Below are 26,118 nucleotides of genomic sequence, written 5' to 3'. Positions count from 1 at the left end.
GCGCTCACGGATGCCACGCCAGCTGGAGCTGCCGGCTGGCCGTCGTGCTCACCTGGTAGACGACGGGGGTCGTCGCGCCCGGGAACGGCGTCGAGAGCTGCATCGACCAGCTGTTCGCCGCGGGGCTCTGGGCCGGCCCGCCGTTGGTGGACACGGTGACCCCGTTCAGCGGCGCGCCATCCATCGACGTCACCTGGAGCCACAGGTTCGCCGGCGTCCACCCCGTCGGGTAGTCCGCCGGGTCGATCTGGAAGCACGCCGTGCCGTTCACCGTGGCCGTGGTCGCCGGGCCCGCCTGGCCGAGGCTCTGGCAGGTCGGCGTCGGGCTCGGGTTCTTGTAGACCCCGAACGTGTGCTGGCGCGTGAACATCGGGACGGTGGAGTTGCCGGCGTGGTCCGCGAACACCGTGATCTGGTGGCTCCCCGTCTCGGTGAACTGGTTGAACTTCAGCGAGTAGACGCCGTTGTTGGCCACCGAGTCGCCGTGCGCGGCGAGCCCGTCGTCATAGAACGTCAGCGGCGTGACCGCGCCGCTCGGCGCCGTCATCTCGGCGCTGACCGCGGCGCCCGTCACCGGGGCGCCCAGGTGGCTCACCGCGGCCTCGACGACCAGCGGCTGCGACCCGACGTTCAGGCCGTTCGTGGTGACCTGGAGCTGGATGTCGTCGATCAGCGTCGACACGGCGGAATAGAGATAGATGTCCGACGGCGAGTTGTTGACGGCGCAGAACTGCCAGAAGCCCTCCTCGTACGACTGCGTGAGGTTCAGCGAGAAGCGCTTGAAATTGTTGGCCGAGAAGAAGGTCAGGTCGGAGCTCGACGACCCGTAGCTCGTCTCGCTGATCTCGGCCTCCGGGTGCTGCGACGGCGGAATCAGGTGCACGCTGGGGGCGGCGCTGCCCAGGAAGATCATCGTGAAATCCACGATCTGAGCGGCCGAGACGTACGTCTCGGTGCACGACATCTCCCCCGGCAAGCCCACCGGTGAGAGCCGGTTCAGCCCCTGATCGATCATGCCGCCCTCGCGGCAGTCGTTCGCCATGCGGTTGAACGCGCCGAGCAGCTCGAGCTGGTCGATGTCGGAGCTGACGTCGGCGCGCATGAAGAGCCCGGGCGAGGTCCCGTAGTTCGTCGCGATGTCGCTCATCATCGCCTCGTCCGCCCCCGCCCCGAGCGCGATCGAGTGGACCTCGTCCACGCGGTTGAAGTAGTCCGAGAAGAAGTCGCTCGGCGCCGGCGGCGTGTTGTGCTGCCCGTCGGACAGGAGGACGACGCACTCGCGCGGCCCCTTGGTCGGGTTCTCCGTGGTGAGCATGTCGAGCGCCTGCTCGAGGCCCGCCCCGATCGACGTCGACCCGTTCGCGACGAGCGCGTCCACGGCAGCGTCGTAGCCGGACGCCGGGAGCGGCGTGATCGGGAAGGACTCCGAGGCCGTGTCCGCGTAGCTCGCCAGTCCGATCTGCTCGGTGAACGACTGCGAGGCGGGCACGTTGCTCGAGGCGAGCGTGTTCTTGTAGATCTTCGCCGCCTGCTGCGCGAGGGCGAGGTTGGTCCCATACATGCTGCCGGAGCGGTCGATGATGACCACGTGGTTTGTGTCGAGCGGCGTGACCTGAGCCAGCGCCGTGGACAGCCCCAAGACGCCCGCGAGGACGCCGCCGGTGATGCCTGCGAAATTTCGAATTGCGGTTCTCATCGTCTCTATTTCCTCTGCATTCCTCTGCATTCTCGGACACGAACAGAAGCTGAAGAGCGAACGGGAGCGGCGTCGCCGGGCCGATACGCCTTCGTCGATCAGGCGCGGCGGGATGGGCGGGGCAGCGGGCGCCGCCTCGCAGACGGCGGCCCGCCACCCTGCCTACTTGACCGGACCGGCGACGCCGGCTCTCACGGGTTGCGGTACAGGACCTCGAGCTTCGGACGCCGGTGGTCGGTCGCGTAGTCGCTCGACGTGAACGAGACCTCGCGGTAGCTGTTCGCCTCGCTGTCGAGCCGGATCATGAATCCGTTGTTGCTCGACGACGGGCTGAGCATGTCTCGCACGAGCGCGGTCACGTCGATGTTCTCGTAGTCCTGGCTGCTCGACGTGCTCTGCGGCAGGAGCACCTGGTGGACCGTCGACACGGCCGGCTGGTTGTTCCACGTCACCGTGTTCTCCTGCCAGGCGGCGGTGATGCGCTGGATCAGGAAGGCGTTGGAGCCGCCGACCGTCACGTGCCCCGGGGAATACGGGTTGAACGTCCCCTGGCCGTAGAGGCGCGCGTCGGGGTCCGCGTACAGGCTCAGGCGCGCCCGCTCGATCGTGGCGCCCGCCGGGATGGTCGAGAGATCGAAGCGGAGCAGGCTCCGGTTCCGGTACCAGACGTTGCTCGCCGTCCACGACCCCGCGGTCAGGTTGACGGTGTTGCCGGAGTTGTTGCCAGTGGCCCCGGTCATGCTGGTGATGGTCGCGTCGACGCCCTCGCTGCCGGGCTGCAGCGTCAGCGTCTGGACCGGGTTCTCGCAGGCCCCGTTGACGGTGAACACCGCCCCCGGCACCGCCGCGCACTGCGACTGGAAGGTCGGGTCGTGGCAGGTCCCGTCGGCCTCGTGGCAAGCGCCGACAGGCTCGCTGCCGCACGCGTCGACCTCGGCGCAGCTGTAGCCGCTGATGAAGTAGCCGCCGGCGCTCGCGCAGCTCTGGCCGGAGCTGATGCCGCCCTGGCCGAGGTCGGTGCAGCCGCCCGACCGGCAGCACGCGCCCTTCGACTCCGGCTTGCAGAGCGCCGAGCAGCCGTCGCCGCTCACGGTGTTGCCGTCGTCGCACTGCTCCGAGGCCTGCTGCACGCCGTCGCCGCAGCACCGCTCGACGGTGACGCCCGTGTTCTCCACGACGGAGCACTCGGCGACCGTGTTCTCCGGCGTCTGGCACGTCCCGCTCACGCAGGTCTGCCCAGGGCCGGTGGTGCAGTCCGCGTCCGTCTGGCACGCGCAGGGGATCGTGTCCTCGTAGTGGTCGTCGAAGCAGGTCTCCACCTCGGCGAGCCACGCCTCGGACGCGGCGGTCCGCTTCACCAGGTTCTCCGCCTCGAGGCCGGCGTCCGGGTCGACGAGGACCTTGGTCAGGTCGAAGTGGGCCGTGCCGGGGTTGACCACGGCGCCGCTGAAGTCGCCGATGGCCAGCTGGATGGACGTGGCCGTGCGCTGCGTGTCGAGGCACCCCCAGTGCTTGAGCAGGTGGCGATGCGACTCCTGGCACGGGAAGGTGAGGCTCCCGCGCGAGCCGGTCTGCGGGCCGACGTACGAGCAGGTCCCGGTCACGAACGTCTGGGTGAGCGCGTCCTGGTCCTGCAGCCAGTCCGTCATGGGCTGGCCGTTGATGCAGAGGTTCTCGGCCGACGAGACCGTCTCGCCCACGTCGAAGCCGAAGTTCACGACGTCCTCCACGCCGCCGACCACGTCATCGGTGGTGGGGGGCAGCGGGTCCGCCGCGTGGAGCGGCAGCTCGTCCTTGCACCACTCGAGGAAGTCGGCCGTCGACGCGTTCACCTGCGCGTACCGCGTGACCTCGCCGGGCTGGTAGTTGGTGATCTCGCCGAGCGGCGAGGTGTCCCACTGGTAGGTGGCCTCGAGCCCGGGCTGGAACTTGTACTTCGAGACCGAGCCGATATCGAAGGTCCGGCGCCACTTCCACAGCGTGAACTTCTTCCACTTCTTGAACAGCTTCGCCTCGAGGCCCACGTGGATGCCCGCGTTGAGCGCGGCGATGAGCTCGATCTCGGTCAGGCCGTACGTCGCGATCGCGTGGGTGGGGTCATCCCCGTTCTTCATGCCCCAGATCACCTCCTCGGCATAAGGCACGTTCGGGCCGGCCTTCGGCTCGCACGTGCCGCCGGGCGTGCAGACCTCGTTCTGGCCGCAGGCCGTGTTCGCCGTCGAGGGGTTGTAGGTGCAGTGCCGGGCGCACGCCCCGTTCACGCAGGCGCGGCCGGGCTGGTTCGGGCAGGTGCTCTGCGCGGTGCAGACGCAGTCGACGGGCGTCCCGCCGACGGTGCACTGCTTCGCCTGGACATCGCACGTCTCGCCGCTCGCGCAATCGGCGTTCGAGGTGCAGCCGCACGCCGACGGGAAGCCCGTCTGGAGCGGGTGGCACCCGGGCCCCTGCCACTCCGTGGCGTCGGCCTTGGTCTCCGACAGGCAGCTGTACGCGTCGAAGTTGCCGGGGCACTCGGCCTCCGTGACGTCGAACACGACGGCGCCGGGGATGCCCGAGTCGCAGTCGCCGCTGATCTTGCGGACCGTCGCAGGGGTCGTGTCGCTCACGTAGATGTCGCCGGTCGGGAGCACGGCCACGCCGGAGGGCAGCTCGAAGATCGCGTCGTCGGCCAGGCCGTCCGTCGCCACGGTGCCGGGAGCACCGGAGACGGTCGTCACGGCGGAGGTCTCCGGGTCGAAGCGCCGCACGCGACCGGGCTTGTTGCCGTCGACGACGAGCACGTGACCCGCGCTGTCGACGGTGAGCCCCTTCGGCGCGGTGAACCGCGCGGCCGAGCCGATGCCGTCCGCGGAGCCCGCCGAGCCGCTGGTCCCGGCCACGGTGGTGACCGCCGCCGACGCGACGTCGAACCGCCGCAGCGTGTTGTTGAGCGTGTCGCTGATGTACAGCCTGCCGCGCCCGTCGGCGACGATGTTGGTCGGCTCCGAGAACCGGGCCGCCGAGCCGATGCCGTCGGTGCCCCCGGTCTGGCCCGACGTGCCGGCCACGGTGGTGGCCGTGCCCGACGGGAGCGGGATGCGGATCAGCGTGCGGGCGCCGCTGTCGGTGGCGAAGAGGGCGCCGTCGTGCACGGCGACGTCCCGCGGCGTCAGGAACACCGTCCGATCCGCGATCGTGGTCACCTGGTTCGTGCTCAGGTTGAGCTTGCGGACCGAGCGAGCGCCGCGATCGGCGATGTAGAGCGAGCCCGCGTCGTACGTGATCCCCGAGATCGTGTTGAACCGCGCGGCGGTCCCGACCCCGTCGACGTTGCCCGCCGCGGTCGACCCGGCGATCGTCGTCACCTGGCCGGTCTGCAGGTTGATGCGGCGGATGGCGGTCCGATCCGCGACGAAGAGGCGGTTTCCGCTGCGATCGTAGGCGAGGTCGGCGGGCTGGAGGAAGCGGGAGCCGCCGAACGTGCCGTCCGTGAGCGACAGCGAGTAGGCGAGGCCGTAGGGCGAAGAGACCGCGGGCAGGCAGCACACGCCGCGCTTGGTGCACGCCGAGATCTCGGGCAGCGCGGGCGCGCGCAGGCTGTTCGGGCAGGTACCGTCGTTCGCGCACTCCTCGCACGACTTGTTCGCGCTCCACTGGGTCGTGAAGCCCTGCTGGAAGATGCTCTTGTACGTCTTCGCGTCCTTCTCCTTCAGGAAGGTCGAGAACAGCGCGTACGAGAGCTTGGACGGGCTGCACTGATCCTGCGTGATCCCCGTCCAGTCGTCGAGGCAGGCGCGGCTGCCGTTGACGAAGGTGATGCAGCAGGAGTTCTTCGTGTCGAGCGGGGAGCAGGCGAGGTTCAGCGACGACTCGGGGATGTACTTGTTCGAGCAGGACGCCTCATCCTTGTAGGAGAAGACGGGCTTGCACTCGAGGTCCTCGTTCGGGTTGCTGTTCACGAGCGCCTGCTCGAGCGAGGCGTTGAGGTCGACCACGCCGCCGGAGCCCTTCGGCTTGATATCGACCGAGAAGCCGATGCTGGCCTCCACGCCCACCTTCAGGAGCTTGCCGATCGGCACGCCGAGGAAGAGCTTCGCGCCCACCTCCGGCCTCACCGACACCTGCGTCCCGGCCTCCGCGGTCACGTCCGGCGCCTGGAAGCCGTGCATGTCGCGGTTGAAGTCGAGATCGGAGATCTTGTGCGACGTGTTCTTGTTGAGCGCCTCCTGCAGGCGCCTGCGCATGAAATAAGCCTCGTCGTACCACTTCACCCCTGCGCCGAGCTTGAAGTACGGGATGAGGTACGCGCCGGGGACCGGCGGGAGGGGGATCGGCGTCAGCTCCTTCTCGATCGGCTTCAGCCGCAGGTCGAGGTTGAGCGCCGCGGCGAGGAGCGCGGCCGACTTCCCCTCCCAGTCCTCGATCGCCTCCGCGCCGTCGCGGGGCCAGGTGAGCTGGGCCGGGACGCCGTCGGTCGGCGTGTAGTCGAACGGCATGTAGGTGCCGATCAGGAACTCCTGCGGGGAGACGCGGCCGTCGCCGTCGCTGTCGAGCGACGTCATCTGGTCCTCGTCCGCGAGGTAGAAGACGCCGAGCTTCTTCGCGGCGTCGAGGCTGACCCCGCCGCCGGCGAGGTGGCCGAGCTCCTCGATGCCGAGGGGAGCTTCACGGTTGAACCACTTGTAACCGTCAAGCTGCATGTTGAACTCCATCCCTGGCAGGATGCTCAGCGTCTCGCCGAACGCGGTCACGGCGAAGCCGCCGGTGCGCATCTGGGCGCGGCGCTCCTTGCTCAGGGTGTGCGACGTGTAGCGGCCGCCGATGCCCCACCGGTCGCTGTCCGACAGGTTGGCGTACGCGCCGTGTCCGGCCCACGGAATGCACATGTGCAGGTCGGGCCGCTGGTCCGAGTAGCTGCCGAGGTGGTACCCCTCGGTGTACTGGTCGATGTAGCACTGGATCTTCGACATCACCTCGCTGATGTTGTCGAGCTCGCCGCCGAACTGGCTCAGGAAATTGGCGAACTGACCGCCGCCGATCTGGCCGGCGATCTTGTCGAGCCACTTCACCGTGCTGAGCGCCCACTTGGCCTTGCCCGCCTGGGTCTGCTGGATATCGTTGGAGAGCCACACGAGGACGCCGGTGCTGCACGGGTCCGCCGAAGACGAGCTCGGGTCGCAGAAGTCGAGGCACTCCTCGTACGTGGTCTTGTCCTGCTGGATGACGTTCAGGCACTGGGAGGACACCTGCTGGCTGCAGACGCACGTGCCCTTGTCCGCGTCCGCGGCCGGCTCCGTCTTGAGGCCGTTGATCGCCTCGGCCGTCTTGTTGACGATCGACGCGAGGAGCTGGATCGACTGGAGGACGTGGAAGTTCGTGGTGATGTTCTGGAGGTCGGCGCCCTTCGGGTTCGGGTTCTCCGGCAGCTTGCCGAGCTGGCTCGGATCGCACGCCTGCACCTGGAACGTGCCTGTGCCGGCGTCCGGGGCCTCCCCCTCGATGACGGCGTCCGGCCGGTCGGGCTGCTGGGACCACGTCGGCCAGTCGTGGATGGTCGTGTCGTTGCAGGCCACGTCGTCCGGCGCGCACAGCGCCTGTTCCGCCTGACCGACGGGCCCGTCCAGCGCGACCGGATCGTCGGCGCCGGCCGTGCAGGCGGTCGTGAGCGCGCCCAGGCACGCGAGGAGCGGCAAGCGCCCCGCGCGCCATGGGGCAGCGCGTGATTGTGCGACCTGACGTAGCAGTATGGATCTTAGACTCGTCATGAATAAGCCCTCGACGCCGTTGTTGACGGGAGGAGACGAAGCGAATCCGCTCTCGCCCGGCCTGCTCGCGCAGACATAGGCGCTCTCCCATTGCGAACATCTGTGTACTCGGCTGTAAACCGATCGCGAAGGCGACAACTCGCGCCACGCGGCGACAAATCGCGCCAGGCCAGGGGCCGTCGGCACAACCTCCCACGATCTCCGCCTCCCTGGGGCTTTTGCGCATCACCTCGACATCGGGTCCTCCCCCCGCTTCGGCGAGGAGATCCGAGGCCTGTCATGGAGCTCACGCTGGCTCGGCTCCGGCGGATCCATCTAAGATCGGACCGAGGAGGTTCTTCATGCGCACGCATCGACCTGTCTTGCTCGCGACGCTCCTATCGGCCTTCGCGGTCGCGATGTCCGCCGTGCCCGGGTGCGGGGACGACGAGACGGGGGCGAGCAGCGGAGGGCCGGCGCCGACAGGCACCGATTTCCTCTCCAGGTATGCGAAGGCCCTCTGCGACCGCACCTTCGCGTGCTGCGACGCGGCGACCCGGGCCGCGCATGGCTTGGACGCGAGCTCTGCCGACGCATGCGCCTCGGAGCTCGAAGCGATCCTCGTCGCGGTCACCGGCGGAGGCGAGGTGAACGGCACCTTCGTCCCGGAAAAGGCGGAGGCGTGCCTCGCCGAGGTGGACGCGGCCCCCTGCGCCGAGCTTCAGATCCTGGGCGTGCTCTTGGGGGTGAACGACGGGTTCACGCCGTCCTGCCTCGGTGCGTGGGACGGCGCCGTGCCCGAGGGCGGGGCGTGCGCCACGGACTGGGATTGCGCCCGGGACCGCTGCGTGCGCAGCACCGACGCGAGCGGGCAGACGACGTCGGCGTGCAAGGCGAGGGCGGCGGCCGGAGAGCCGTGCTCGTCGGCGTTCGACTGCGACGAGGCGCTCCGGTGCGACCAGCCCTCGCCGCCCGACGAGGGGACGTGCGCGCCGCGGCTCGCCGTGGGCGGGTCGTGCAAGCGAAGCCTCGACTGCCAGGAGGAGCTCCGCTGCGGCGAGGACGATACGTGCCAGGCGCGGGAGCAGGCGGGCGGTCCATGCGCGTCGGACGAAGACTGCGCGGCCGGCACGGCGTGCGATGGCGCCACGTGCGCGCCGCTCGGCGCCGCCGGCGCGCCCTGCTCCTTCGATTCGGACTGCGCGTCATCCGCGTGCGTCGACGCGACGGGCACCTGCGCCGACGTCTGCAAGGGCAGCTGATCGCAGGCCACGGCGGCCATGACGATGCCGTGGCCGAGATCCGTTGCATGTGCGAGGGCACGCCGTCAAATGCGCGGTGCCGCATCCCAGCGCGCCAGCGCCCTCTCCCCTCGCGCTCTCCGGTCGCCATGACCATCGGCAGGTCCGCTCCCGACAGGCTCGACGCCCGCGCGAACGTGTCGGTCCGGCGCGCCCCCGGGAGATCCACGACCGGGGGCAAGGCCGCGGCTACCGCCGCTCGCGAGCGCCTGCGCCCGCCTTCGCTCCGCGCGAGAGCCGCGCCTCGATGCCGTCGAGCACGCAATCGAGGCCCCAGTCGAACACGACGTCGGCTGGCGGGTGCGACGCGTCCCGGACCACCTTGGCGAGCGTCGGGAAGCGGCCGGTGGCGATCATCCGGTGGATGTACGCGTACGACGCTCGCTGCCATTCGCCCTGGCTCATGCCGCTCGCGAGCTCGGCGCGCAGCTCGTCGGCCTCGCCGCGGATGGCGCCGATCACATAGGCGTTGACGGTCCCGACGGCCAGCATGACGGCATCGATGTCCTCGAAGCCCGGAGCCCCGCTCAGCGCGGCGAACGAGGCCTCGATGTGCGCGAGGGCGTTCGGACCGAGATGCGGCCGGCCGCCCAGCAGATCGATGAACCACGCATGCTCCCTGGCGGCCCGCCGGGTGCGGTGGGCGATCGTCCGGAGCGCCTCGCGAAAGCCGCCGGGGATCGGCCCGGCGGACGCCATCTCCCCGTACACCGCGTCCACCATGAGCTCGAGCAGCTCCTCCTTCGTGTCCAGGTACCCGTAGAGGCGCATCGGACCGGCGTCGAGCGAGGCCCCGACCTTGCGCAGCGACACCGCGGCGAGGCCTTCCGCGTCGGCGAGCGCGATGGCGGCGCGCACGATCCGCTCTCTGCTCAGCGGTCCGGGCGCGGGACGGGGGACGGGCTCCGGACGCTCCCAGAGGAGGGAGGAGGCGCCGGTCGCGCGCGCTTTCTTCTGCCGTGCGGTCATGCCCCGGTCTTGTTCGCATCGGAGCGCGGTTGACAACAAATCGGGCGCGATACAGTGTATCGAAGTGATACACTGTATCAAAGGACGGTCATCATGCACGTAGAATCGACGTCGGCGCTCGTGGTCGGGGGCAGCTTGGTCGGCCTGTCGGCCGCGGTATTCCTGGCCTGGCGAGGTGTGCGGGCGGTCGTGGTCGAGCGGCACGCGGGCAGCTCGCCGCATCCGCGCGCGATCGGCTACACGCCGAGGACGCTGGAGCTCTATCGCGCGGTCGGGCTGGGCCCGCGCATCCCGCAGGTGCCGCCCACCTTCCGGCTGCGCCGAGCCCGGGTCGAGAGCCTCGCCGGGGCGTGGTTCGAAGAGCTCCCGTGGACGCCCGGGGAGCAGGGGGCGCCCTCGATCGAGCTCTCGCCGTGCGCGGGCGCCGCCCTCGCCCAGGATCGTCTCGAGCCCATGCTCCGGGACAGGGCGGCCGAGCTCGGCGCCGAGGTCAGGCTCGAGACCGAGCTGGTCCGCTTCGAGCAGGACGCCGACGGGGTGACCGCATGGCTGCGCGAGCGCGGCGGGCGAGCGTACGCGATGCGCGCGGACTACCTGGTGGCGGCGGACGGCCACCGCAGCCCGATCCGCGAGGCGCTCGGGATCGGCCGCTCGGGGCGGGGCCACATCCAGACGGTGCGCAGCGTCCTGTTCCGGGCTCCGCTCGAGGAGTACCGCCGGACGGGGGTCACGCAGTTCGCGATCGAGCAGCCGGGGTTCAAGGCATTCCTCACCACCTACGGCGATGGCCGCTGGATCCTGATGTTCTGGGACGACGAGGAGCGCGACGCGGGCGCGCTGAGGGCGATGATATCGAGGGCGATCGGCAGGTCGGACCTGGACTTCGAGATCGTCACCACCGGACGATGGGAGATGAGCGGCCTGATCGCGGATCGCTTCGCGTCCGGCAGGGTATTCCTCGCCGGGGACGCCGCGCACACCCTGCCGCCGAGCCGCGGCGGTTATGGCGCGAACACCGGCATCGAGGACACCCATAACCTCGCGTGGAAGCTGTCTGCGGTCCTGTCGGGCGCGTCGACGAAAGAGCTGCTCGACACCTACGACGCCGAGCGACGCCCGATCGCGTGGCTCCGGCACGACCAGATCTTCGCCCGGGCCGACTACAAGGCACACGCGGGCGGGGCCGCCGCGGGCGTGCCGATCATCGACGACGATGCGATGGAGCTCGGTCAGCTGTACCGATCGACCGCGGTGCTCGGCGCGGGCGACGGGCTCCCGCCGGCGATGCGGCCCGAGCGATGGGCGGGTCAGCCGGGCACGCGCGCGCCGCACGCGTGGGTGGCGAGGGGCGGCGAGCGGCTGTCCACGCTCGATCTGTTCCAGCGAACCTGGGTGCTGCTCGCCGAGGACGCGCGGTGGGGCCCCGCCGCGGCGCACGCCGTCGAGCGGCTGGGCGTCGCGCTCGAATGCGTTCACGTCGGCGTTGATGTGCGCCCGGTCGAGGAGGGAGCGTTCCGGAGGGCGTTCGGGATCGGGGCCGGGGGCGCGTCTCTGGTGCGCCCGGACGGCTACGTGGCGTGGCGCTCGATCGACCTGCCGGCGGATCCGCGCGGCGCGCTCGCCGATGCGCTCGCGCAGGTGTCGTCCGCCGCGCGCCGGCCCGAGCGTGTCGCCCCGTAGGTCGATGCGAGCTCAGCGGCTCGGCGACGCGAGGAGCCCCGCGATCGTCCCGGAGCCGGCCGCGAGGGGGCCGAGCGAGGGCTATGATGCCGGGACATCATGAAGATCGCCGTTTACGGTCTCGGAGCCATCGGCGGGCTGCTCGGCGCCCGGCTGGCCACGGCCGGCTGCGACGTCAGCGCCGTCGCGCGCGGAGAGAACCTCGCCGCCGTGCAGCGACGCGGCTTGCTGCTGCAAATCCGGGAAGAGATCACCAGCGTGCCGATCCGCGCTGCGCCGGATCCAGCCGCGCTCGGCGCGCAGGACGTCGTGCTCATCGCGGTCAAGGCCACCGCGCTGACCGACGTCGCCGCGCGGATCGCGCCGCTGCTGCGCCCGGACACGATCGTCGTCCCCGCGATGAACGGCGTGCCGTGGTGGTTCTTCGCGCCCGAGAACGTGCCGTATGCCGGCGCCCGGCTCCGGTCGCTCGACCCGGGCGGCGTCCTGCCGCGCGCCATCCCGCTCCGCCAGGTGATCGGCTGCGTCGTGCACCTGTCGGGCTCCAGCCCGGAGCCGGGGCTCGTGCGCGTCGGCCTCGGCAATCGCCTGCTCCTCGGCGAGCCGGCCGGCGGACACTCGGACCGGGTGGCCGCGCTGGTCAAGCTGCTGCAGCGCGCCGGCTTCGACGCCGAGGCGAGCGCCGATATCCGGACGGACGTCTGGTACAAGCTGTGGGGCAACATGACGATGAACCCGGTGTCGGTGCTCACCGGCGCGACGTGCGACCGGATCCTCGATGATCCGCTGGTGCGCGGCTTCTGTCTCGAGGCGATGGAGGAAGCGGCGGCGATCGGCGCGAGGATCGGCTGCCCCATCGCGCAGAGCGGAGAGGACCGGATGGAGGTCACGCGCAAGCTCGGCGCGTTCAAGACATCGATGCTGCAGGACGCGGAGGCCGGCAAGCCGCTGGAGATCGACGCGCTGGTGACCGTGGTGCACGAGATCGGCAAGCTGACCGGCGTGCCCACGCCGACCATCGACGGCTTGCTCGGGCTGACGCGGCTGTGCGGCCGCACGCGCGGCCTGGTCGCCGGTTGATCCTCGAGCGAAGCCCGCTCGTTCCCGGCTCGCCGCCGGGCTACCCGAGCAGCGCGCGGCGGCACGGCTCGACCACCTCGGCGAGCGCCTGCCGCCGCAGCGCGCCCATCATCGCGCGCGACAGCAGGCCGTGCTCGGGGGCGACGGCGCCGGGCGCGATGTCCGGATCGGCGCTCATCCGCGCGACGGCGCGCTCGAAGGCGCTCGCCGCCACCGCCCGAAGATCGTCGCCGGCGCCGCGCAGCAGCCAGGCGAGCGCTCGCCACCCCAGCTCCGCGTGCCGCCCTTCGTCCTCCGCGAAGCGCTCGTACGCCCCGGCGAGCGCCGGATCGCGCACGATCCCGGCGAGCGCGCGCGCCTCGGCGGCGCCGACGGTCTCGCCGACGCACGCCTCCTCGACCAGCGCCGCCACGATCGCCGCGGCCGAGGTGGCCGGGGCGACGCCCGTCACGTCGAGCGGCCCCGGGCCGAGCGCGGCGCCGGCGTACGCGCTCGCGAGCGTGTACGCGGCGCGCGCGTGGGCGACCTCGTCCATCGCCGCCCGCTGCGCGCCGGCGAGCAGGGCCGGCGGCGCGCCGAGCGCGAGCAGCTCCAGCGAGAACCGCGCGAAGCTCGCGATCGACGCGTGCTCGAGCGCGGCGACGTCGCGCCAGTGCGCGGCGAGCGCGGCGCGCACGTCGCCGCAGAGCCCCGTGGTCTCGGGGGTGAGCGAGGCAGAGGTCCAGTCGGAGCGCGCCGCGCCGCCCGCGGTGCGCGCTCGGCCCTCGACGGCCAGCGGCCGGCCGATGGCGCAGCTCGGCGGCCGGCACGCCCACGCGCCCTCGCCGTCAGGCGCAGCGCACTGCTCGAATCCGGCCCTGCAGTCGGCGTCTGTGCGGCACGCATCGCCGGGGGCGCGGCAGGCGAGATCCAGCTCAACTTCGCACCCGTCGTTGAACAAGGAGACGCCGCACTCGCCGCTCGCGCAATCGTCGTTGGTGCGGCAGCCCGCGGACACGCACGTCGGAAACGCAAAAACGGTCGGTAAGACGCCGGTGCACACGCAGGCCTCGCCGGGGTTGCAGTCCTGGTCCGTGGCGCAGGGGTACACGCAGCCGCAGAACCACACCGTGCCGTCGACGTTGTCGACACGGTGCGAGCCGCACATCCCGCCGGGCTTCTCCGTGCAGTCGGCGTCGGTCTTGCACAAGAAATCGTCCTCGAGGCCCTGGCACGCCGGCAACCAGCCCTCACAGGCGACGGCCTCGACGCGATGAACCGTGCCGTCAGGGCACCTGGCATAGCCGCTGTGCGCCCCGTTCGGCAGGGGCAGCGGCACGGCGCCGTCGCACACGAAGGCGGGGTCCGCCGCGCCGGTCGAGCCGGTCGCGCCGCCGCCTTCGCCGCCGCCGCTCGCGGGGTCCACCGTGACGTGGCCGCCGCACGCGGACGCCGTGAGGCCCAGGGCGGCCCAGATCGAGGCGCGCAGCGGCGCGAACGTGGGGGCGAGAAAACCACGATGAATCAAGCTTGCTTTGAGCATGGCTGACCCTCTTGTGCGGGTTTGCTGGGGGCGGTGGATGACTCAGCATCGCGCACCTTCTGGCGCTGGTTGGCACGAATCACGCCTGAAAAGTGCTCCGGGAAGCGCTTTGGGGAGTCCGGCCCCCGATGTGTCGTCATGCACTGCGGCAGGAGACGATGATCAGCGGGGTCTCCCGGCTACGAGCCGTGCGCGGAGGCGAGCTTTGCGAGCGTCGCTCCGTCGGCCTCTCCCGTCACCGGCAGGCCGTGGTCGCTCTGGAAGTCTTCCAGGGCGATCCGAAGGAGGCCCTCCTCCCGGCCCTGCTCCTCGCTCTCCAGATAACCGAGGCTCACGAGCCGCACCAGCGGCCCTTCCGCCGTATCGAGGGGCGGAAGATGGCCGAGCGAGAGCGCCATCTCTTCTTGCTCCTCGCCGGTGCCCAGGAGGAGCCGTCCCTTCGCCGCGGCGGGTGAGATGGGCACGACGATGAAGCCGTCGCCGTCCGTCTCGCCCTCGAACGTGGCGCCGTCGATCTCGAGCACATAGGGGACGCCGGCGCGCGGCTCGGACTTCGCGTCGAGGAACCGGAGTCGCAGCTCTTCTGGCACGCCGCGGCGGCGGAAGGTGTGACGAGCGCCCGTGGGCCGCTCTTCGATCTTCAAACGCTTGTCGGGGATGAAGACGACATCTTCGGTCGGTAGGAGGGCGCTGGGGTTCGAGCGCTTCTCGCGGAGGGCCGCGTTCTCGGGCAGGTTCCAGAGCGTATCGGGATAGAATCCATAACGGAAAGCGATGTTCGACAGACACTCTCCCGGCCTCACGACGTGCTTGAAACCCATCACGAATTCTCCTTGTCCTCCGAGCCCGTCTCCTCCTCGCCTCTCGAGACCACCTTCGATTTTCCGCGCGATCCGAGGAGCTGCGCCTGGAACTCACCGACCTCGAAGTATGGAATCGGCTCGAAGCGGCTCTCCTCGTCCCTCGGCGTGATCGAGCCGTACGTCTCGCTCTCGTCCTCCAGATCGAGATCCCCGAGGACGTAGTTGAGGAGGTGCAGGTAGCGATTGGCCTTGTGGACGCGGTTGCAAAGGGCCATGCCGTCGCCGACGAGCTCCTCGAAGCCTTCGGGCTTCCCCGCCACCCAGCAGTCGAGGAGGTACCCGCGCGCTCTTCGATCCCACTCGTCTTTGGATTCCCGGCCCCTGTCGATCCACCCCTGGCCCACCTTGCGGAGATCGTCGTCCGACAGCCTCTCTTCTTCGAGCTCCATGCTCGTCGGGCCGACGTTCTTCGCCTTCTTCTTGTTCTTCTTCTCCGGTTTCACGGGAGCGGGGCCGAGCTCGAGCACGGCCCTCAGCCCCGCGTCGATGGGATCGGCTTTCAATCGAGCGATCATGAAGTTCGTGAGCCGCTCGTCGGTCGGGCGCCGGACGTCGTGACAGTACGAGAGCCACTGCAGCAGCGACTCGCTGGTAAGCCCCCTGGACTCCTCGGCGAACGCTTCATAGTCCGCTTCCGGCACCTCGGGGGCGAGATCCGACAAATCGGGATCTTTGAGCACGCACGAGAGGAGTACACAGAAGCTCTTGAGGCATGCGGTCCAGACGTCGCTCCTTCCTTGGCGCTGCTTCGCGAGCTCGCAGAGGTCGGCCAGCGACTCGCTGATCCCTCGAACGGCGTCCCTCCGCATGCACGCCACCTTCTCGCAGGCTTCCTCGATCTTCGACCTGAAGTCTTTCGGTAATTTTTGGATCTCGAACCGGCGCCAGGCTCGGGGTCGCTCCCCGGTGCTGAGGAGGGCGCCCACCGGACAATGATCGCTGATGTCCGACCACCAGTTCAGGGCGCGATGGTCGAAGTCGAGCGGCAAGAGGCCGCCGCCCGGGGCGACGATCCCCGCCTGTCGGAAGCGGAACGTCTTCGAGTGCGCGAAGAAGTCGGCGCGCTTGTTGAGCACGACGACCCTCCGCTCTCCCGTCTTCCCATCCTCCTGCTTCGCGAGGATCATCCTGGTCGTGCGGTCTTGGATGTTCTTGGCGTTTCCCTTCAGACGGGTCTGGTTCGTCGCCGATACCGAGATCGCGAGCTCGAGGTTCGCCTTCGCTAGATGGGACTCGAAGAGCTGGCTCTTGCAATGATTCAGCTTGGTCGACTTGACCACCGTCGATTCGGGATCGAGGTAATAGTCGCCGGCGAGCACCCAGTGCCCGCCTGCCTGGCCGACGTAGGCGAACATCCCTTCGAGCTGCTCGTACTCTCCCTGTCGCTTGAGCCCGTGTCCGGCGGGTGTCGTGTGGACGACGCCGACGGAGACCTTCTCGCCCTGGGGCTCGAGGAGCTCCAGGTCGTGTACGACGACGGGCCTGCAGTAGGCTGGCCAGAAGCGGGTTTGCAGGTAGGCGACGAGCTGCCCTTCGGGCTGGGCGTCGAGCTGCCGGCAGGCCTTCTCGTAGTTCTTGAACTGGCGAACGAGCGTCTTGTCCGGTTGGTCCGTGTTGCTCGTCTTCTCATAGTCGGCGATCAGCCGCTTCAAGTCGGCCGCGGGCTTCATCTGCACGAGCAACAATTGGACCTCGGGGTGCTGCTCGAGCGTGAAGACCCATTTGCGGACCCAGGGCGCTCCTTTGGAGCGGACGGTGCTCTTGATCGAGCGGACGTAGGTTCCAGCATTGGTCCGTACGGGCGCCCCTCCGTTCTTGTTGAGCTGCAGGTTCAGCTCCTCCAGCAGCGCCACGGGCAGGTAGACGGAGCCGTTCTTCGGCGGTTTCTTCAGAGGAAGTCTCTCCACGACGGGCAGGGCCTTGTCGCCTGGAAGCTCGCACAGCTTGAGGGCGCAGGGTTTCTTTGCCCAGTAATGGACCCCGGGCGCCAGGCGCTTGCCGTCGTAGGACGCCCAGGCGTCGTCTTCGCGAGCCTCCCGGAACATTCGGGATCGCACGACGACGGGGTAGTACTCCGGCTGGCCGAGCCGCACGCTCTTCCAGGTCTTGAACCACCCCATGTCCACTTCCACTTCACGGAGCTTCACGCCCTCGCCCTCGCCGGTCACTCGGACCTTGAGGTCCTTCCCCCAGATGGACCATGTCTCCTCTCTCACGGAGCCGCGATCGTAGGCCTCGGGGGCGTCCTCCTCGGGGGAGCCGTCGTCGTCTTCGCCTTCGCTGTCCGTCTCGTCGTCCTCGCCCTTCGTGCTCCCCTCGTCCTCCTCCTCGTCGTCGACCTCGATTTTGGGGCCGACCGCGGAGAACGATCGCATGAGCGGGCCGAAGCGGCACTCGAGGCCCCCCTCCTCCAGCGTGGTCACGAACGCCTCTTTCTCGAGCACGTCTCTCCCGGCGAGGTTCACCTCCTGGAGGGCCAGGACGTCGATCCAGAGGTGGCGCGTGAAGATCCAGGCGATGGTGCTGGTCTTCTCCTCCGCCTGATTGATATGGTTGAGGTTCCACGTCGCCACGCCGAGGTTGAGAGGAGGGGGCCTTCGCGTGTTGTCCGACAGCTTCTTCGGGTGCCCTTTGCCCGCCTTGGCGACTTTGAGCAGCTTGGGAGCCGGTTTGAATCTCTTTTTCGGATCGAATGTCTCCCCCTCGCCCTCCTTGGCGCGCGCCCTCTTGCGGGAGGGCGGGTCCTCCTCGGTCGGGATCTCCGTGCTCGTCGAATCGAACTTGACCGACCAGGAGCTCCAATCGAGCCACTGCTCCTGCACGTTCGGCGTCTGCGGGTACAGCCACGACGATCCAAAGTCGAACCCGACGAGGCGCTCGCTCTCGTGCATGTGACGCTCGTGCGAGTTCCGCGCGCAGCCCCGGTCGGTGCAAGCGAAGCAACGGCCGCAGAGGGTCCGCCCCTGGCAAGCGAAGCATCCGTAGAACGTGGTGAGAGTGTTGCACTTGGGGCACAGCGGCTCGTCGATGACGTTCATGGCAATCCTCTCGCTCCGATGTTGCTCACCATGGGTTCACGGGATCACAGAACGCTGACGCGATCGCAGAACCGCGCTCCTCTCGACCGAGGCTGGACTTTGCACGCCCGCTGGCGCGCTCAGGCCAGCTTGCTCCCCTCCTCGACCGCTTTTCGGATCCCCCGCAGCATCTCCAGCACGGCGTCCGCCCCGCCCCACGGGTACGCCATCCGCAGGGTCCCCTCGAGCAGCGCGTCGAGCGACGCGCCGTCGGCCCCGGCCGGTCGGGCGCCCGCCGGCGCCCCGGCCGAATGGGCGAGCTTGGAGACGAGCGACGGGATCCGCTCGATGCCGAGGAGATCCCACGGGTGGGGGAGGCCGCGCTCCAGGCACCAGGCGTCGTACTGCTTGGCCAGCGCGAACTCGGGGAGCTCCCAGTGCTCCATGTCCCAGATCGCGCAGTAATCGCCGGCCGGCGTGGAGCGGTAGAAGACCTCCGATCGCATATGGCGCGCCCCCTGGGGCGCGGCGCCGGCGTAGCCCCCGCCCGGCGCCGGCGCGGGCCCGCCCCCGGGGACGCCCGACGTCGCCGGCGCGCCCGGCGCCCCCGCCGCGGCCCCCATCGCGGGCGCCTTCACGAGCCGCAGGTGGTCGAGGATCGCGTTGACCGCGTGGCGCCCGGACTCGTTCGCCGCCTCCATCGTCGACATGCGGGTGAAGGTCTTCAGGTACACACCGGCGAAGACCAGCTTGCCCCAGTGCACGAGATAGCCGCCGTGGGGAGCCTGCCACAGCGCCGCTTCCGGCGCCTTCGCCGGCGGCGGGCTCACCACCCGCGGGGTCGGATCCCACGGCGGCGGGCCGGGGCGGCTCTGGAAATCGGCCTTGATCGGCACGAGGTACGGGACCCGGGCGCGCGTGAACACGCCGCGCTCGTCGAACTCGAGGAGCTCGTCGAGGTAAAACCAGGCCGGCGCCGGAGGATCGTAGATCGGCGCCTCGGCCGCCGCGCCCGCCGGGCGCATCTCGGCCACGATCTGCGCGAAGACCTGCTCGGCGATCTCCACCGGGCCGCACTCGGCCGCGGTCCTCCCGGCCGCCGCGCCCTCCCGCGCCCGGGTGTTCCAGTCGCAGAGGTCGATGCTGAGCAGCGAGACGAACCCGTCGCGCTCGAGCGTGGGGCGGCGCCGCCAGAACTGCGCGCTGTTGATCGAGGTCAATCCCCAGGGCGCCTGGCTGTAATAGACATATCCATTGTTGATCTTCAGCTCCTGGGTGAAGAAGAACTGGAGACCCGACATCGTCTGGAAGCGATCCCAGGCCGTCACGCCGAACGCGTGCCCCGCGCCGGCCGCAGGCCGCGGCGCCCCCTCGCCCTCCTCGGGCGGCGGCGGCCGGACCTTCGTGGTGAAGCCGCCGAGATCCCTCGGGACGCCCGCGGCGACCCCGGCCCGGCGCAGCGGCTCGGTGACCGCCTCCGCCGAGCACGCGTCGGTGGCGACCACGTGGTAATCGGCGCTCCGGAGGGCCTCGATGAGCTCCCTCTCCCGCGGCGTGAGGTCGTCTCCCTCGGCCCGCTCCCCGGTGGCGAGGCGGATCAGGAAGCCGTGGGGCACGATCTCGCCCCCCTCGAGCTCGAGGCGCTCCAGCCCGCCGAGGATGAACTGCACCCCGAGGCGCCGCTCCAGGTAGGCCCTCCAGGGATCGAGCCACGCCTCGCTGGTCGGGCCGCTCAGCGTGCCGTCGACCTTGGGCAGCGTGCGGACCCAGTTGTAAAAGAGCTGCACGTACGTGTTGCCGCAGGTCCGCGCGTCGCCCCACACGGCGTCGAACGAGGCGAGGACGCGCGATTGCGTCTTGGCGTCCCGCTCGAACCGCTCGCTGTAATGGTAGAGCCGGGCGCCGGTCGCGGGATCGTACCCCTCGAGGTACTCCCACCACGAGATGCGCTCCATCTCCTGCGCCCGGCGCCCCGCGGAGGTGCACATGTACCGCAGGACGCGCAGCATGAGCTGCGTGAGATCCGCCGCCGTGTAGCCCATGGTGCGGAGCGCCGCGAGGCGCTCGGCGCGCTCGTGATCCGAGCCGGGCGGCGAGCGCGGCATGATGAGCGGGCTGAGCCCGCCGCTGACGATGCCCTGGTTCGGGGTGGGCACCACGTTGTCGTACACGGTCCTGCCGCTCTCGTTCCCGTCCTCGTCGAGGAGCGGGATCCGGCGCATCGTGTCGAAGACGTGGTTGTAATAAGAAGGGAAGAAGCGAAAGCCGTGCTCGCCAGGGAGCACCGTGAAGCAGACCTCGACGACGGCCCAGCGGTTGTGGTCCGGCGCCGCGCCGTCCGATCGCCGCGGCGCCCGCTCGCCCTGCCCGCTCGCCGCGATCGTGCACGCGGCGCCGCCCGCGGCGGCGGCGATCAGCGCGCGCGCCGCCTCGGCCCGCTCGACGCAGAGCTCGCGGTGCTCCTCGGGGTTGGTCAGCGGCCTCGAGCCGGGGCCGGGCGGCGGCGCGTCGTCGTGGGCGTCGGCGTAGCCGGTGATCTCCAGCCGGAAATCGACGTCCTTGCCGCGGAGGTAGGCGAGCAGCGCGCGCACGCGCCCCTCGACGTCGGCGCGCGCCTCGCCGCCGGGCGCGGCGTGGCTCCCGCGCGCGAACGGGACGTGGATGGGGACGAGGCGCAGGTCGCGCGCCTCGGCGACGGCGCTCATCCCGTCGACGTCGCTGCGGCAGAACCGCGCGGACCAGGGCCCCTCGGCCCCGCCCGGCCGCGCCTGCCGGGCGATCGCGTACTGCGTCCGCGCCACGCCGCCCATGGCGATCCGGCGCCGGCCGTGCCGGTCGAGGCAGGTGTCCTGCTCGACGACGCGCACCACGAAGCCCCGCTCGGCGAGCTCGTGCGCGGCCGTCAGCCCCGCGATCCCGGCGCCGAAGACGTTCACGGTGGGCCGCCGGCCCGCATCGCTCCCGCCGCCCATCAGAACGCCGCCTTTCCGCCGCCGTGGAGGTACGCGCCGGGCTCGTCCGCGAGCGCGCCGGCGCCGCGATCCGGCCCCACGCGGAGCTCGACGCGGCCCCGCCTGGTGGACGCGCACTCGAGCAGGAACTGGCTGTCGGGGACGTCGGGCGTGGGCGTCAGGCAGAGGGAGTGGACGCGCCAGACGGCCTCGATGTCGGCGGCGGCCGGGCTGCCGCGCAGCGCGCCGAGGAGGCGGGCGATCGAGAGCCCCTCGGCCACCATCGAGAGCCACGCCGAGCGGTAGAGGAGCTCCCCGTCCGACCTGCGCCGGAGGATCAGCCGAGCGCGCCCGCGCGGGCGCAGATCGGAGCGCGCGGCGCCGACGTCGGGGAGGAGCCCGACGCCGCAGAAGCGGAGCGACTCGGTCTCGGTCTCGAGCGGGTCGGGAAAGCGCGTCCACAGCGCCCCCTCGACGAGCGCCTCGGGCTCGGCGGGATCGTCCTGCCGCACCTCTTCGAGGCCGGGGGTGCCCCAGAGCTGCAGCGCGCGCCGGTCGCCGTCCTCGTGCTTGCGGAGGACCAGCGCGACGCGCCCCGCGCCGGCCGCCGAGCCCACCCAGAAGAGGCAGGCGCCCGGCCCGATGCGATCCCAGAGGGCGCCGCCCCACTCCCGGAAGGGGCGGAGCAGCTCCGGGGCGTCGGCCGGCGCGATGGCCTCGCCGAGCTCCCGGCAGCGCTCGAGGCCCACGAGGCCCCGCCCGATGTCGCCGTGCCTGCCGCCGTCCCAGCCGCCCACGCACAGGGCCGCCGTCACCGCGTCCTCGGACAGCGCCGCGAGCGGCACCCGGCCCTCGATGAACAGCGCCCGGGCGATCGCCGGCCGCCCCTCGGCGTAGACGCGGGCGGGGTCCGCGATCGGGATGCCCGTCAGGTGCTCGGCGACGGCGCGCGCCCACGCCTCGCCCGCGGACGCGTCGAAGCGGCGGTAGGCGCCGTGCTCGAAGGCGCGGGCGAGCCGGCCGCCGTCCCGCGCCCGGTCGAGGAGGAGGCCGGCGATCGCCTGGGGGTCGTCCGGCGCGCCGCCCTCGTCCGGGAAGAGGTCCGGATCGTTGAGCGCGCGGCGGAGCCGGGGCGGCTCGAGGTCGGCCGCGAAGCTGGCCGCCCTCGCCTTCACGCCGTCGCTCCGGAAGGCGCCGAGCGCCCGCTCCAGCGCGGGAGGAGCGGGCGCCCCCGGGCGCGGCGCGGCTTCGGGCGCGCGCCCGGCGCCGCCGTCGAAGAGGTGCACGGGCGCCGGCACGGGCCTACGGCGCGGATCGGTGTGTCGCTGCTGCATGGGTCCTTCCTTCCGGTGAGAGATCGAGCCCCGGCGCCACGGCCGCCGCGAGCGCCCGCGGCCGCACCACCCCCTGCCCCGCCATCCACGCCTCGGCGCGCCGGATCTGCGCGGCCCCGGCGCTGCCCCCGGCGAGCTGCCCCTGCGCGAGCCGCGCCGCCTCGCGGTGCAGCGCCATCTCCAGCCGATCGAACCCCGCGATCGCGGCCTCGAGCGCGCGCGCCGCCTCGCCGGCGCGCCCCTCGACGCGCGCGATCCCGGCGCGGAGCAGCTGCCCGATCGGCGCGCCGGCCGCGAGCGGATCCCGCTCGATGCGGCGGATCTGCGCGCGCGCGTCGTCGAGCAGCGCCCGCTCGGTCCACCCCGAGCGCCGGCCGCGCGGGCGCGTGGCCGCCGCCGCGAGCGCCGCGCGCGCCCGCGTCCAGCGCAGCTCGAGGCCCGTCCCGCGCAGCGGCAGCAGGAACGACGCTTCCAGGCGAGGCCAGTGATCGAGCACCGCCGCCCACGCCGCCCAGGGGTCGCCCCGGTAGAGCGCCGCGTAGCCCGACGCGATCATGGCGGCGTACTCCTGGCGCCGGTAGCCGTGCTCGGGCCAGCGGCGCGACCGCGACGCCTGGCGGCCGAGCGCCGCCGCCGCGCTCGCCTGCGCCTCGTCGCCGCGATCGGCGGCGAGCCACGCGAGCATCGGCTCGCCCACGTGCGCCTCGCAGAGCGCGTGCATGTCGCCGCGGCGGCGCGCGTCGCCCGCGAGCTCCGACAGGCGCGGGAGCAGCTCGCGCAGCTCGCCGAGCCAGGCCAGGGCGAAGTGGTGGAAGATCGCCACGGTGACGCGCTCCCACGCCGTGCCGGGGCAGCGCTCGCGGAAGAGCGTGTCCGCGCGCCGGCACGCCTCCGCCGTCCTCCGCCACGCTCCGCGGGTGAACGCCACGTTGGCGAGGGCCAGCTCGCGCCACGCCTCGTCGTACGGGTCCCGCGTGCGGACCGCGAGCGCGTCGACCTGCTCGAGCAGCGCCTCGACGCTGCGGTCGAGCAGGGCGCCGCCGAGGTGCGCTTCCATCGAGGCCTCGTAGGCGAGCGCGCGGCAGACGGTGGAGGCGTCGCCGACCTTCAGCACCCGCCGGAGGTGCAGCATCCGGAAGGCGTCGGCGAGGTGGGGGCTCAGCATCGACATGCTGGTGGAGGCGGTCCACAGCGCGTCGAGCCGCGCGCGCTCCGCGGCCGGCGGCGCCGCGGGGAAGGCCCGCCGCCGCGCGTCGGTGCGCCCGAGCAAGAAGGCGAGGCGCCGCCACGACGCGGCGGCGAGCGCGCCGGCGAACGAGCCCGGGATCGGCACGCGGAGCGCCTCGAGCGTGCTCCGCATCTCGCGCCACCCCGCGTCGATGAACCCCGCCTTGAGGTGCTGCTCGGCCGCGCGCCGCCGCAGCGCCAGCCCCCGCTCCGCGGCGGGCGGGCCCCCGACGTGCGCGGCCGCCTCGAGGTAGCGCTCCGCCGCCTCGGGCGCGCGGCCCAGGTTCACCAGCGCGTCGCCGAGCTTCTCGAGGATCCCCGCGCGCCCGGCCGCGTCGCCCGAGAGCGCGAGCCCCTTCTCGTAGAGGACGGCGGCGTGCTCGAAGGCGAGCGCGGCGGCCGCGCGGTCGGCGGCGCGGAGCGCGTGCTCCCCTGCCCTCCGGGGCTCGCCCGCGCCCTCCCAGTGGTACGCGAGCGCCTCGTGGTCGCGCGCCCCCTGCGCCTCGAGCGCCTCCGCGATGGCGCGGTGCCTGCCGGCGCGCTGCTCGGCCGGCAGGGCCGCGAGGAGGGCCTCGCGGATCCGGTCGTGGTAGATGGCCACGGCGCTCGCGCCGTCGCCCGCGATCTCGCGCAGGAGGTTCGCGTCGCGGAGCCGGGCGACGAGGGGCCGCCGCCGCTCGTCGAGCCCCGCGGCCGCGAGCGCGACGCCGCGATCGAGCGGCTTGCCCGCGACGGCGGCGACCTCGAGGAGGCGCTGCGACCCGGGGTCGAGCGCCCGGACGCGCGCCATCACGAGCTCCGCCACGTCGAGGGGCGCGCGCTCGTCCCCTGCGCCGCCCTCGGCGGCGCGCGCGCCGAGGTAGCGCGCCATCTCGGCCGCGATGAACGGGTTGCCCTCGGCCTGCGCGACGACGGCGTCGATCTGCCCCGCGCGCCGGGCGCCGTCCGCGCCGAGGATCGCCCGCGCGAGCGCCGCGACGTCGTCCACGGCGAGCGCGCCGAGCTCGATCGTGCGCGTCGCCCCGCCGCCCTCCGCGCCCTCGAGCAGGTGCCGCAGGAGCGGGCTCCGCTGCCGCTCGTCGCTGCGGTACGTGAGCAGGAGCAGGAGCGGCGGCGCCGGCGCGCGGGTGAGCTGGTCGAGCAGCGGCGCCGAGTCGACGTCGCCCCACTGCACGTCGTCGAGCCACAGCACGACGAGGCGCGTCGCCGCGAGGCGGTCCAGGAGGTCGCGCAGGGCCGCGGCGCCCTGCTGCTGGAGGGCGATCGGGTCGGGCTGGGCGGCGGGCTCGGGGCCGGCGAGGAACGCGGGGAACTGCGCGAGCACGGGGAAGAGCTGCGTCAGCGCGCGGGCCCCCGCGGGCACGACGGCCGAGAGCGCCTCGGCGGACAGCGTCTCGAGGTGGGCGGCGAGGCCGTCGATCGCCGCGTCGAGCGCCTTGTAGGGCAGGCTCTCCGCCGGGTGGCAGCGCCCCTGCAGCACGAGGAGGTCGCCCGCGCCCCGCTGGGCGTCGAGGAGCTCGCGCACCAGCGTCGATTTGCCGATCCCCGAGGGGCCGTGGACGTGCACCGTGACCTGCCGCCGCGCGCCGGCGACCTCGTCGAGCGCCCGCGTGATGGCCGCCATCTCGGCGGCCCGCCCGACGAACGGCGGCCCCGGCGCGGCCTCCGCGGCGCGGGCGGCCGCGGCGCCGCCCTGCCCCCGCGCGAGCGCGGCGAGGCACGCCTCCGCGCCGGGGCGCCGATCTGGATCCACGGCGAGGAGGGCCATCGCGAGCTCGAGGAGGTCTCCGGGCGCGTCGGGGGCGAGGGCGAGCGCGGGCTTCGGCGCGTAGTGGACCTTCTGGTAGAGGATCATGTCCACCGCCCCGCGGAACGGGAGCACGCCGGTGAGCGCCTCGTAGAGGATGACCCCGACCGCGTAGAGGTCCGCCGCCCGCGTGATCGAGCCGCGGAGGACCTGCTCGGGCGCCATGTACGCCGGGGTGCCGGCGATCTCGCCCGGCGGACGCTCGCTCGCGCCGCGGAGCGCCGTGACCAGCCCGAAGTCGAGGAGCGTGATCCGATCGCCCGCGGAGACGAGCACGTTCGCGGGCTTGACGTCGCGGTGGACGCGGCCGGACGCGTGCAGGGCGTGCAGCCCCCGGACGAGCCCGGCGAGCCCCTGGCGCAGGCGCGCCCAGGCCTGCTCGGGGACGGGCCCCGCGAGCGGCGCGCCGCGCCCGTCGTCCAGCGCGCCGGGCGGAGCGCCCCCTGGCGGCGCGAGCGGCGGCGTCTTCCCCGCCGCGCTGGCGGTCGTGTCGCCGCCGGGCGCGGGGGTGGCCGGGCTCAGGGTCATGGTGGCCGTCGCGCGCTCGGCGGTCGGCGCCTGGACGGCGGCCCCGGGGATGCCGAGATCGTCGCGGATCCAGCGGAGCAGGTCCTTCCCCTCGACGAGCTCCATCGTGAAGAAGCAGCGCTCGTCCTCGACGAAGAGCTCGTGCAGCTGGAGGAGGTTCGGGTGCGTCACGCCGGCGAGCGCGCGGAACTCGCTCTTCAGGCGGAGCACCTGCTCCGGCCCCGGCTGGTGCATCATCTTGAGCGCCACGTCCTGACCGAGCTCGCGATCGTGGACGCGGTAGACGGTCCCCATCCCGCCGTGGCCGAGGTGGGCTCGGAGCTCGAAACGCCCGGTGCCCAGGAACGAGGCGCTCTTGCTCGTCATCCGCGGGTCGGAGAGTATAGAGGAGAAGCGGACGTCCTCGCAGTCACGCGGGCA

The 26,118-nt window shown here is 71.9% G+C and carries 12 protein-coding genes; 3 read left to right on the top strand and 9 right to left on the bottom strand.

Features of this window, described 5'->3' with window-relative positions; all coding sequences use genetic code 11:
- Window positions 1-4: 4 nt before the first annotated feature.
- Together WMF20_RS01480 and WMF20_RS01475 are read right to left on the bottom strand one after the other, a co-directional pair.
- Window positions 5-1,696: a VWA domain-containing protein gene (locus tag WMF20_RS01480; RefSeq protein ID WP_437610034.1), complete on the bottom strand. Its 1,692-nt coding sequence runs from the start codon at window positions 1,694-1,696 to the stop codon at window positions 5-7.
- A 191-nt stretch (window positions 1,697-1,887) separates the two neighbouring features.
- Window positions 1,888-7,368, bottom strand: coding sequence for a DNRLRE domain-containing protein (locus WMF20_RS01475; protein WP_437610032.1), 5,481 nt, complete (start codon window positions 7,366-7,368; stop codon window positions 1,888-1,890).
- A gap of 413 nt (window positions 7,369-7,781) precedes the next feature.
- On the opposite strand from WMF20_RS01475, the gene WMF20_RS01470 reads away from it, so the two are divergent.
- Window positions 7,782-8,681, top strand: coding sequence for a hypothetical protein (locus WMF20_RS01470; RefSeq protein WP_437610030.1), 900 nt, complete (start codon window positions 7,782-7,784; stop codon window positions 8,679-8,681).
- 228 nt (window positions 8,682-8,909) lie between these two features.
- On the opposite strand, the gene WMF20_RS01465 is transcribed toward WMF20_RS01470, so the two are convergent.
- Window positions 8,910-9,578 carry a TetR/AcrR family transcriptional regulator gene (locus WMF20_RS01465; protein WP_437610028.1) on the bottom strand — a complete coding sequence of 223 codons (669 nt, stop codon included), beginning with the start codon at window positions 9,576-9,578 and terminating at the stop codon, window positions 8,910-8,912.
- A gap of 204 nt (window positions 9,579-9,782) precedes the next feature.
- On the opposite strand from WMF20_RS01465, the gene WMF20_RS01460 reads away from it, so the two are divergent.
- The gene (locus tag WMF20_RS01460; RefSeq protein WP_437610026.1) at window positions 9,783-11,369 is read left to right on the top strand and encodes an FAD-dependent monooxygenase; all 1,587 of its coding nucleotides are present in this window, start codon (window positions 9,783-9,785) and stop codon (window positions 11,367-11,369) included.
- Window positions 11,370-11,468: 99 nt separating this feature from the next.
- Window positions 11,469-12,449: a 2-dehydropantoate 2-reductase gene (locus WMF20_RS01455; protein ID WP_437610024.1), complete on the top strand. Its 981-nt coding sequence runs from the start codon at window positions 11,469-11,471 to the stop codon at window positions 12,447-12,449.
- 40 nt (window positions 12,450-12,489) lie between these two features.
- Here the strand turns inward: WMF20_RS01455 and WMF20_RS01450 are convergent, their stop codons facing one another.
- From WMF20_RS01450 to WMF20_RS01425, 6 genes are all read right to left on the bottom strand, one after another.
- Window positions 12,490-13,971: a ferritin-like domain-containing protein gene (locus WMF20_RS01450; protein WP_437610022.1), complete on the bottom strand. Its 1,482-nt coding sequence runs from the start codon at window positions 13,969-13,971 to the stop codon at window positions 12,490-12,492.
- A gap of 179 nt (window positions 13,972-14,150) precedes the next feature.
- Window positions 14,151-14,792 carry a peptidoglycan-binding domain-containing protein gene (locus WMF20_RS01445; protein ID WP_437610020.1) on the bottom strand — a complete coding sequence of 214 codons (642 nt, stop codon included), beginning with the start codon at window positions 14,790-14,792 and terminating at the stop codon, window positions 14,151-14,153.
- Window positions 14,792-17,872 (bottom strand): hypothetical protein, encoded by a 3,081-nt coding sequence (locus tag WMF20_RS01440; RefSeq protein WP_437610018.1) that lies wholly within the window; start codon window positions 17,870-17,872, stop codon window positions 14,792-14,794. The genes WMF20_RS01445 and WMF20_RS01440 overlap by 1 nt, the downstream gene beginning before the upstream one ends.
- A gap of 119 nt (window positions 17,873-17,991) precedes the next feature.
- The gene (locus WMF20_RS01435) at window positions 17,992-20,823 is read right to left on the bottom strand and encodes an NAD(P)-binding protein (RefSeq protein WP_437610016.1); all 2,832 of its coding nucleotides are present in this window, start codon (window positions 20,821-20,823) and stop codon (window positions 17,992-17,994) included.
- A complete protein-coding gene (locus WMF20_RS01430) occupies window positions 20,823-22,136 on the bottom strand; it encodes a hypothetical protein (protein ID WP_437610014.1) in 1,314 nt (437 codons plus the stop codon). Before WMF20_RS01430 ends, WMF20_RS01435 begins: the two co-directional genes overlap by 1 nt.
- Window positions 22,105-26,064 carry a serine/threonine-protein kinase gene (locus WMF20_RS01425; protein WP_437610012.1) on the bottom strand — a complete coding sequence of 1,320 codons (3,960 nt, stop codon included), beginning with the start codon at window positions 26,062-26,064 and terminating at the stop codon, window positions 22,105-22,107. The genes WMF20_RS01430 and WMF20_RS01425 overlap by 32 nt, the downstream gene beginning before the upstream one ends.
- Between the last annotated feature and the right edge of the window lie 54 nt (window positions 26,065-26,118).

It is taken from the genome of Sorangium sp. So ce834 (genome assembly GCF_051521425.1).
Classification (GTDB): domain Bacteria; phylum Myxococcota_A; class Polyangia; order Polyangiales; family Polyangiaceae; genus Sorangium; species Sorangium cellulosum_D.
Note: the sequence above shows the minus strand (reverse complement) of the source record. Positions and strands in the feature narration are given on the sequence as shown.

What these genes read in the sequence shown, in the direction of transcription:
- WMF20_RS01445 (WP_437610020.1), bottom strand. Translation starts at nt 14,792, where the DNA reads ATGGGTTTCAAGCACGTCGTGAGGCCGGGAGAGTGTCTGTCGAACATC.
- WMF20_RS01480 (WP_437610034.1), bottom strand. Translation starts at nt 1,696, where the DNA reads ATGAGAACCGCAATTCGAAATTTCGCAGGCATCACCGGCGGCGTCCTC.
- WMF20_RS01470 (WP_437610030.1), top strand. Translation starts at nt 7,782, where the DNA reads ATGCGCACGCATCGACCTGTCTTGCTCGCGACGCTCCTATCGGCCTTC.
- WMF20_RS01425 (WP_437610012.1), bottom strand. Translation starts at nt 26,064, where the DNA reads ATGACGAGCAAGAGCGCCTCGTTCCTGGGCACCGGGCGTTTCGAGCTC.
- WMF20_RS01430 (WP_437610014.1), bottom strand. Translation starts at nt 22,136, where the DNA reads ATGCAGCAGCGACACACCGATCCGCGCCGTAGGCCCGTGCCGGCGCCC.
- WMF20_RS01460 (WP_437610026.1), top strand. Translation starts at nt 9,783, where the DNA reads ATGCACGTAGAATCGACGTCGGCGCTCGTGGTCGGGGGCAGCTTGGTC.
- WMF20_RS01455 (WP_437610024.1), top strand. Translation starts at nt 11,469, where the DNA reads ATGAAGATCGCCGTTTACGGTCTCGGAGCCATCGGCGGGCTGCTCGGC.
- WMF20_RS01450 (WP_437610022.1), bottom strand. Translation starts at nt 13,971, where the DNA reads ATGCTCAAAGCAAGCTTGATTCATCGTGGTTTTCTCGCCCCCACGTTC.
- WMF20_RS01435 (WP_437610016.1), bottom strand. Translation starts at nt 20,823, where the DNA reads ATGGGCGGCGGGAGCGATGCGGGCCGGCGGCCCACCGTGAACGTCTTC.
- WMF20_RS01440 (WP_437610018.1), bottom strand. Translation starts at nt 17,872, where the DNA reads ATGAACGTCATCGACGAGCCGCTGTGCCCCAAGTGCAACACTCTCACC.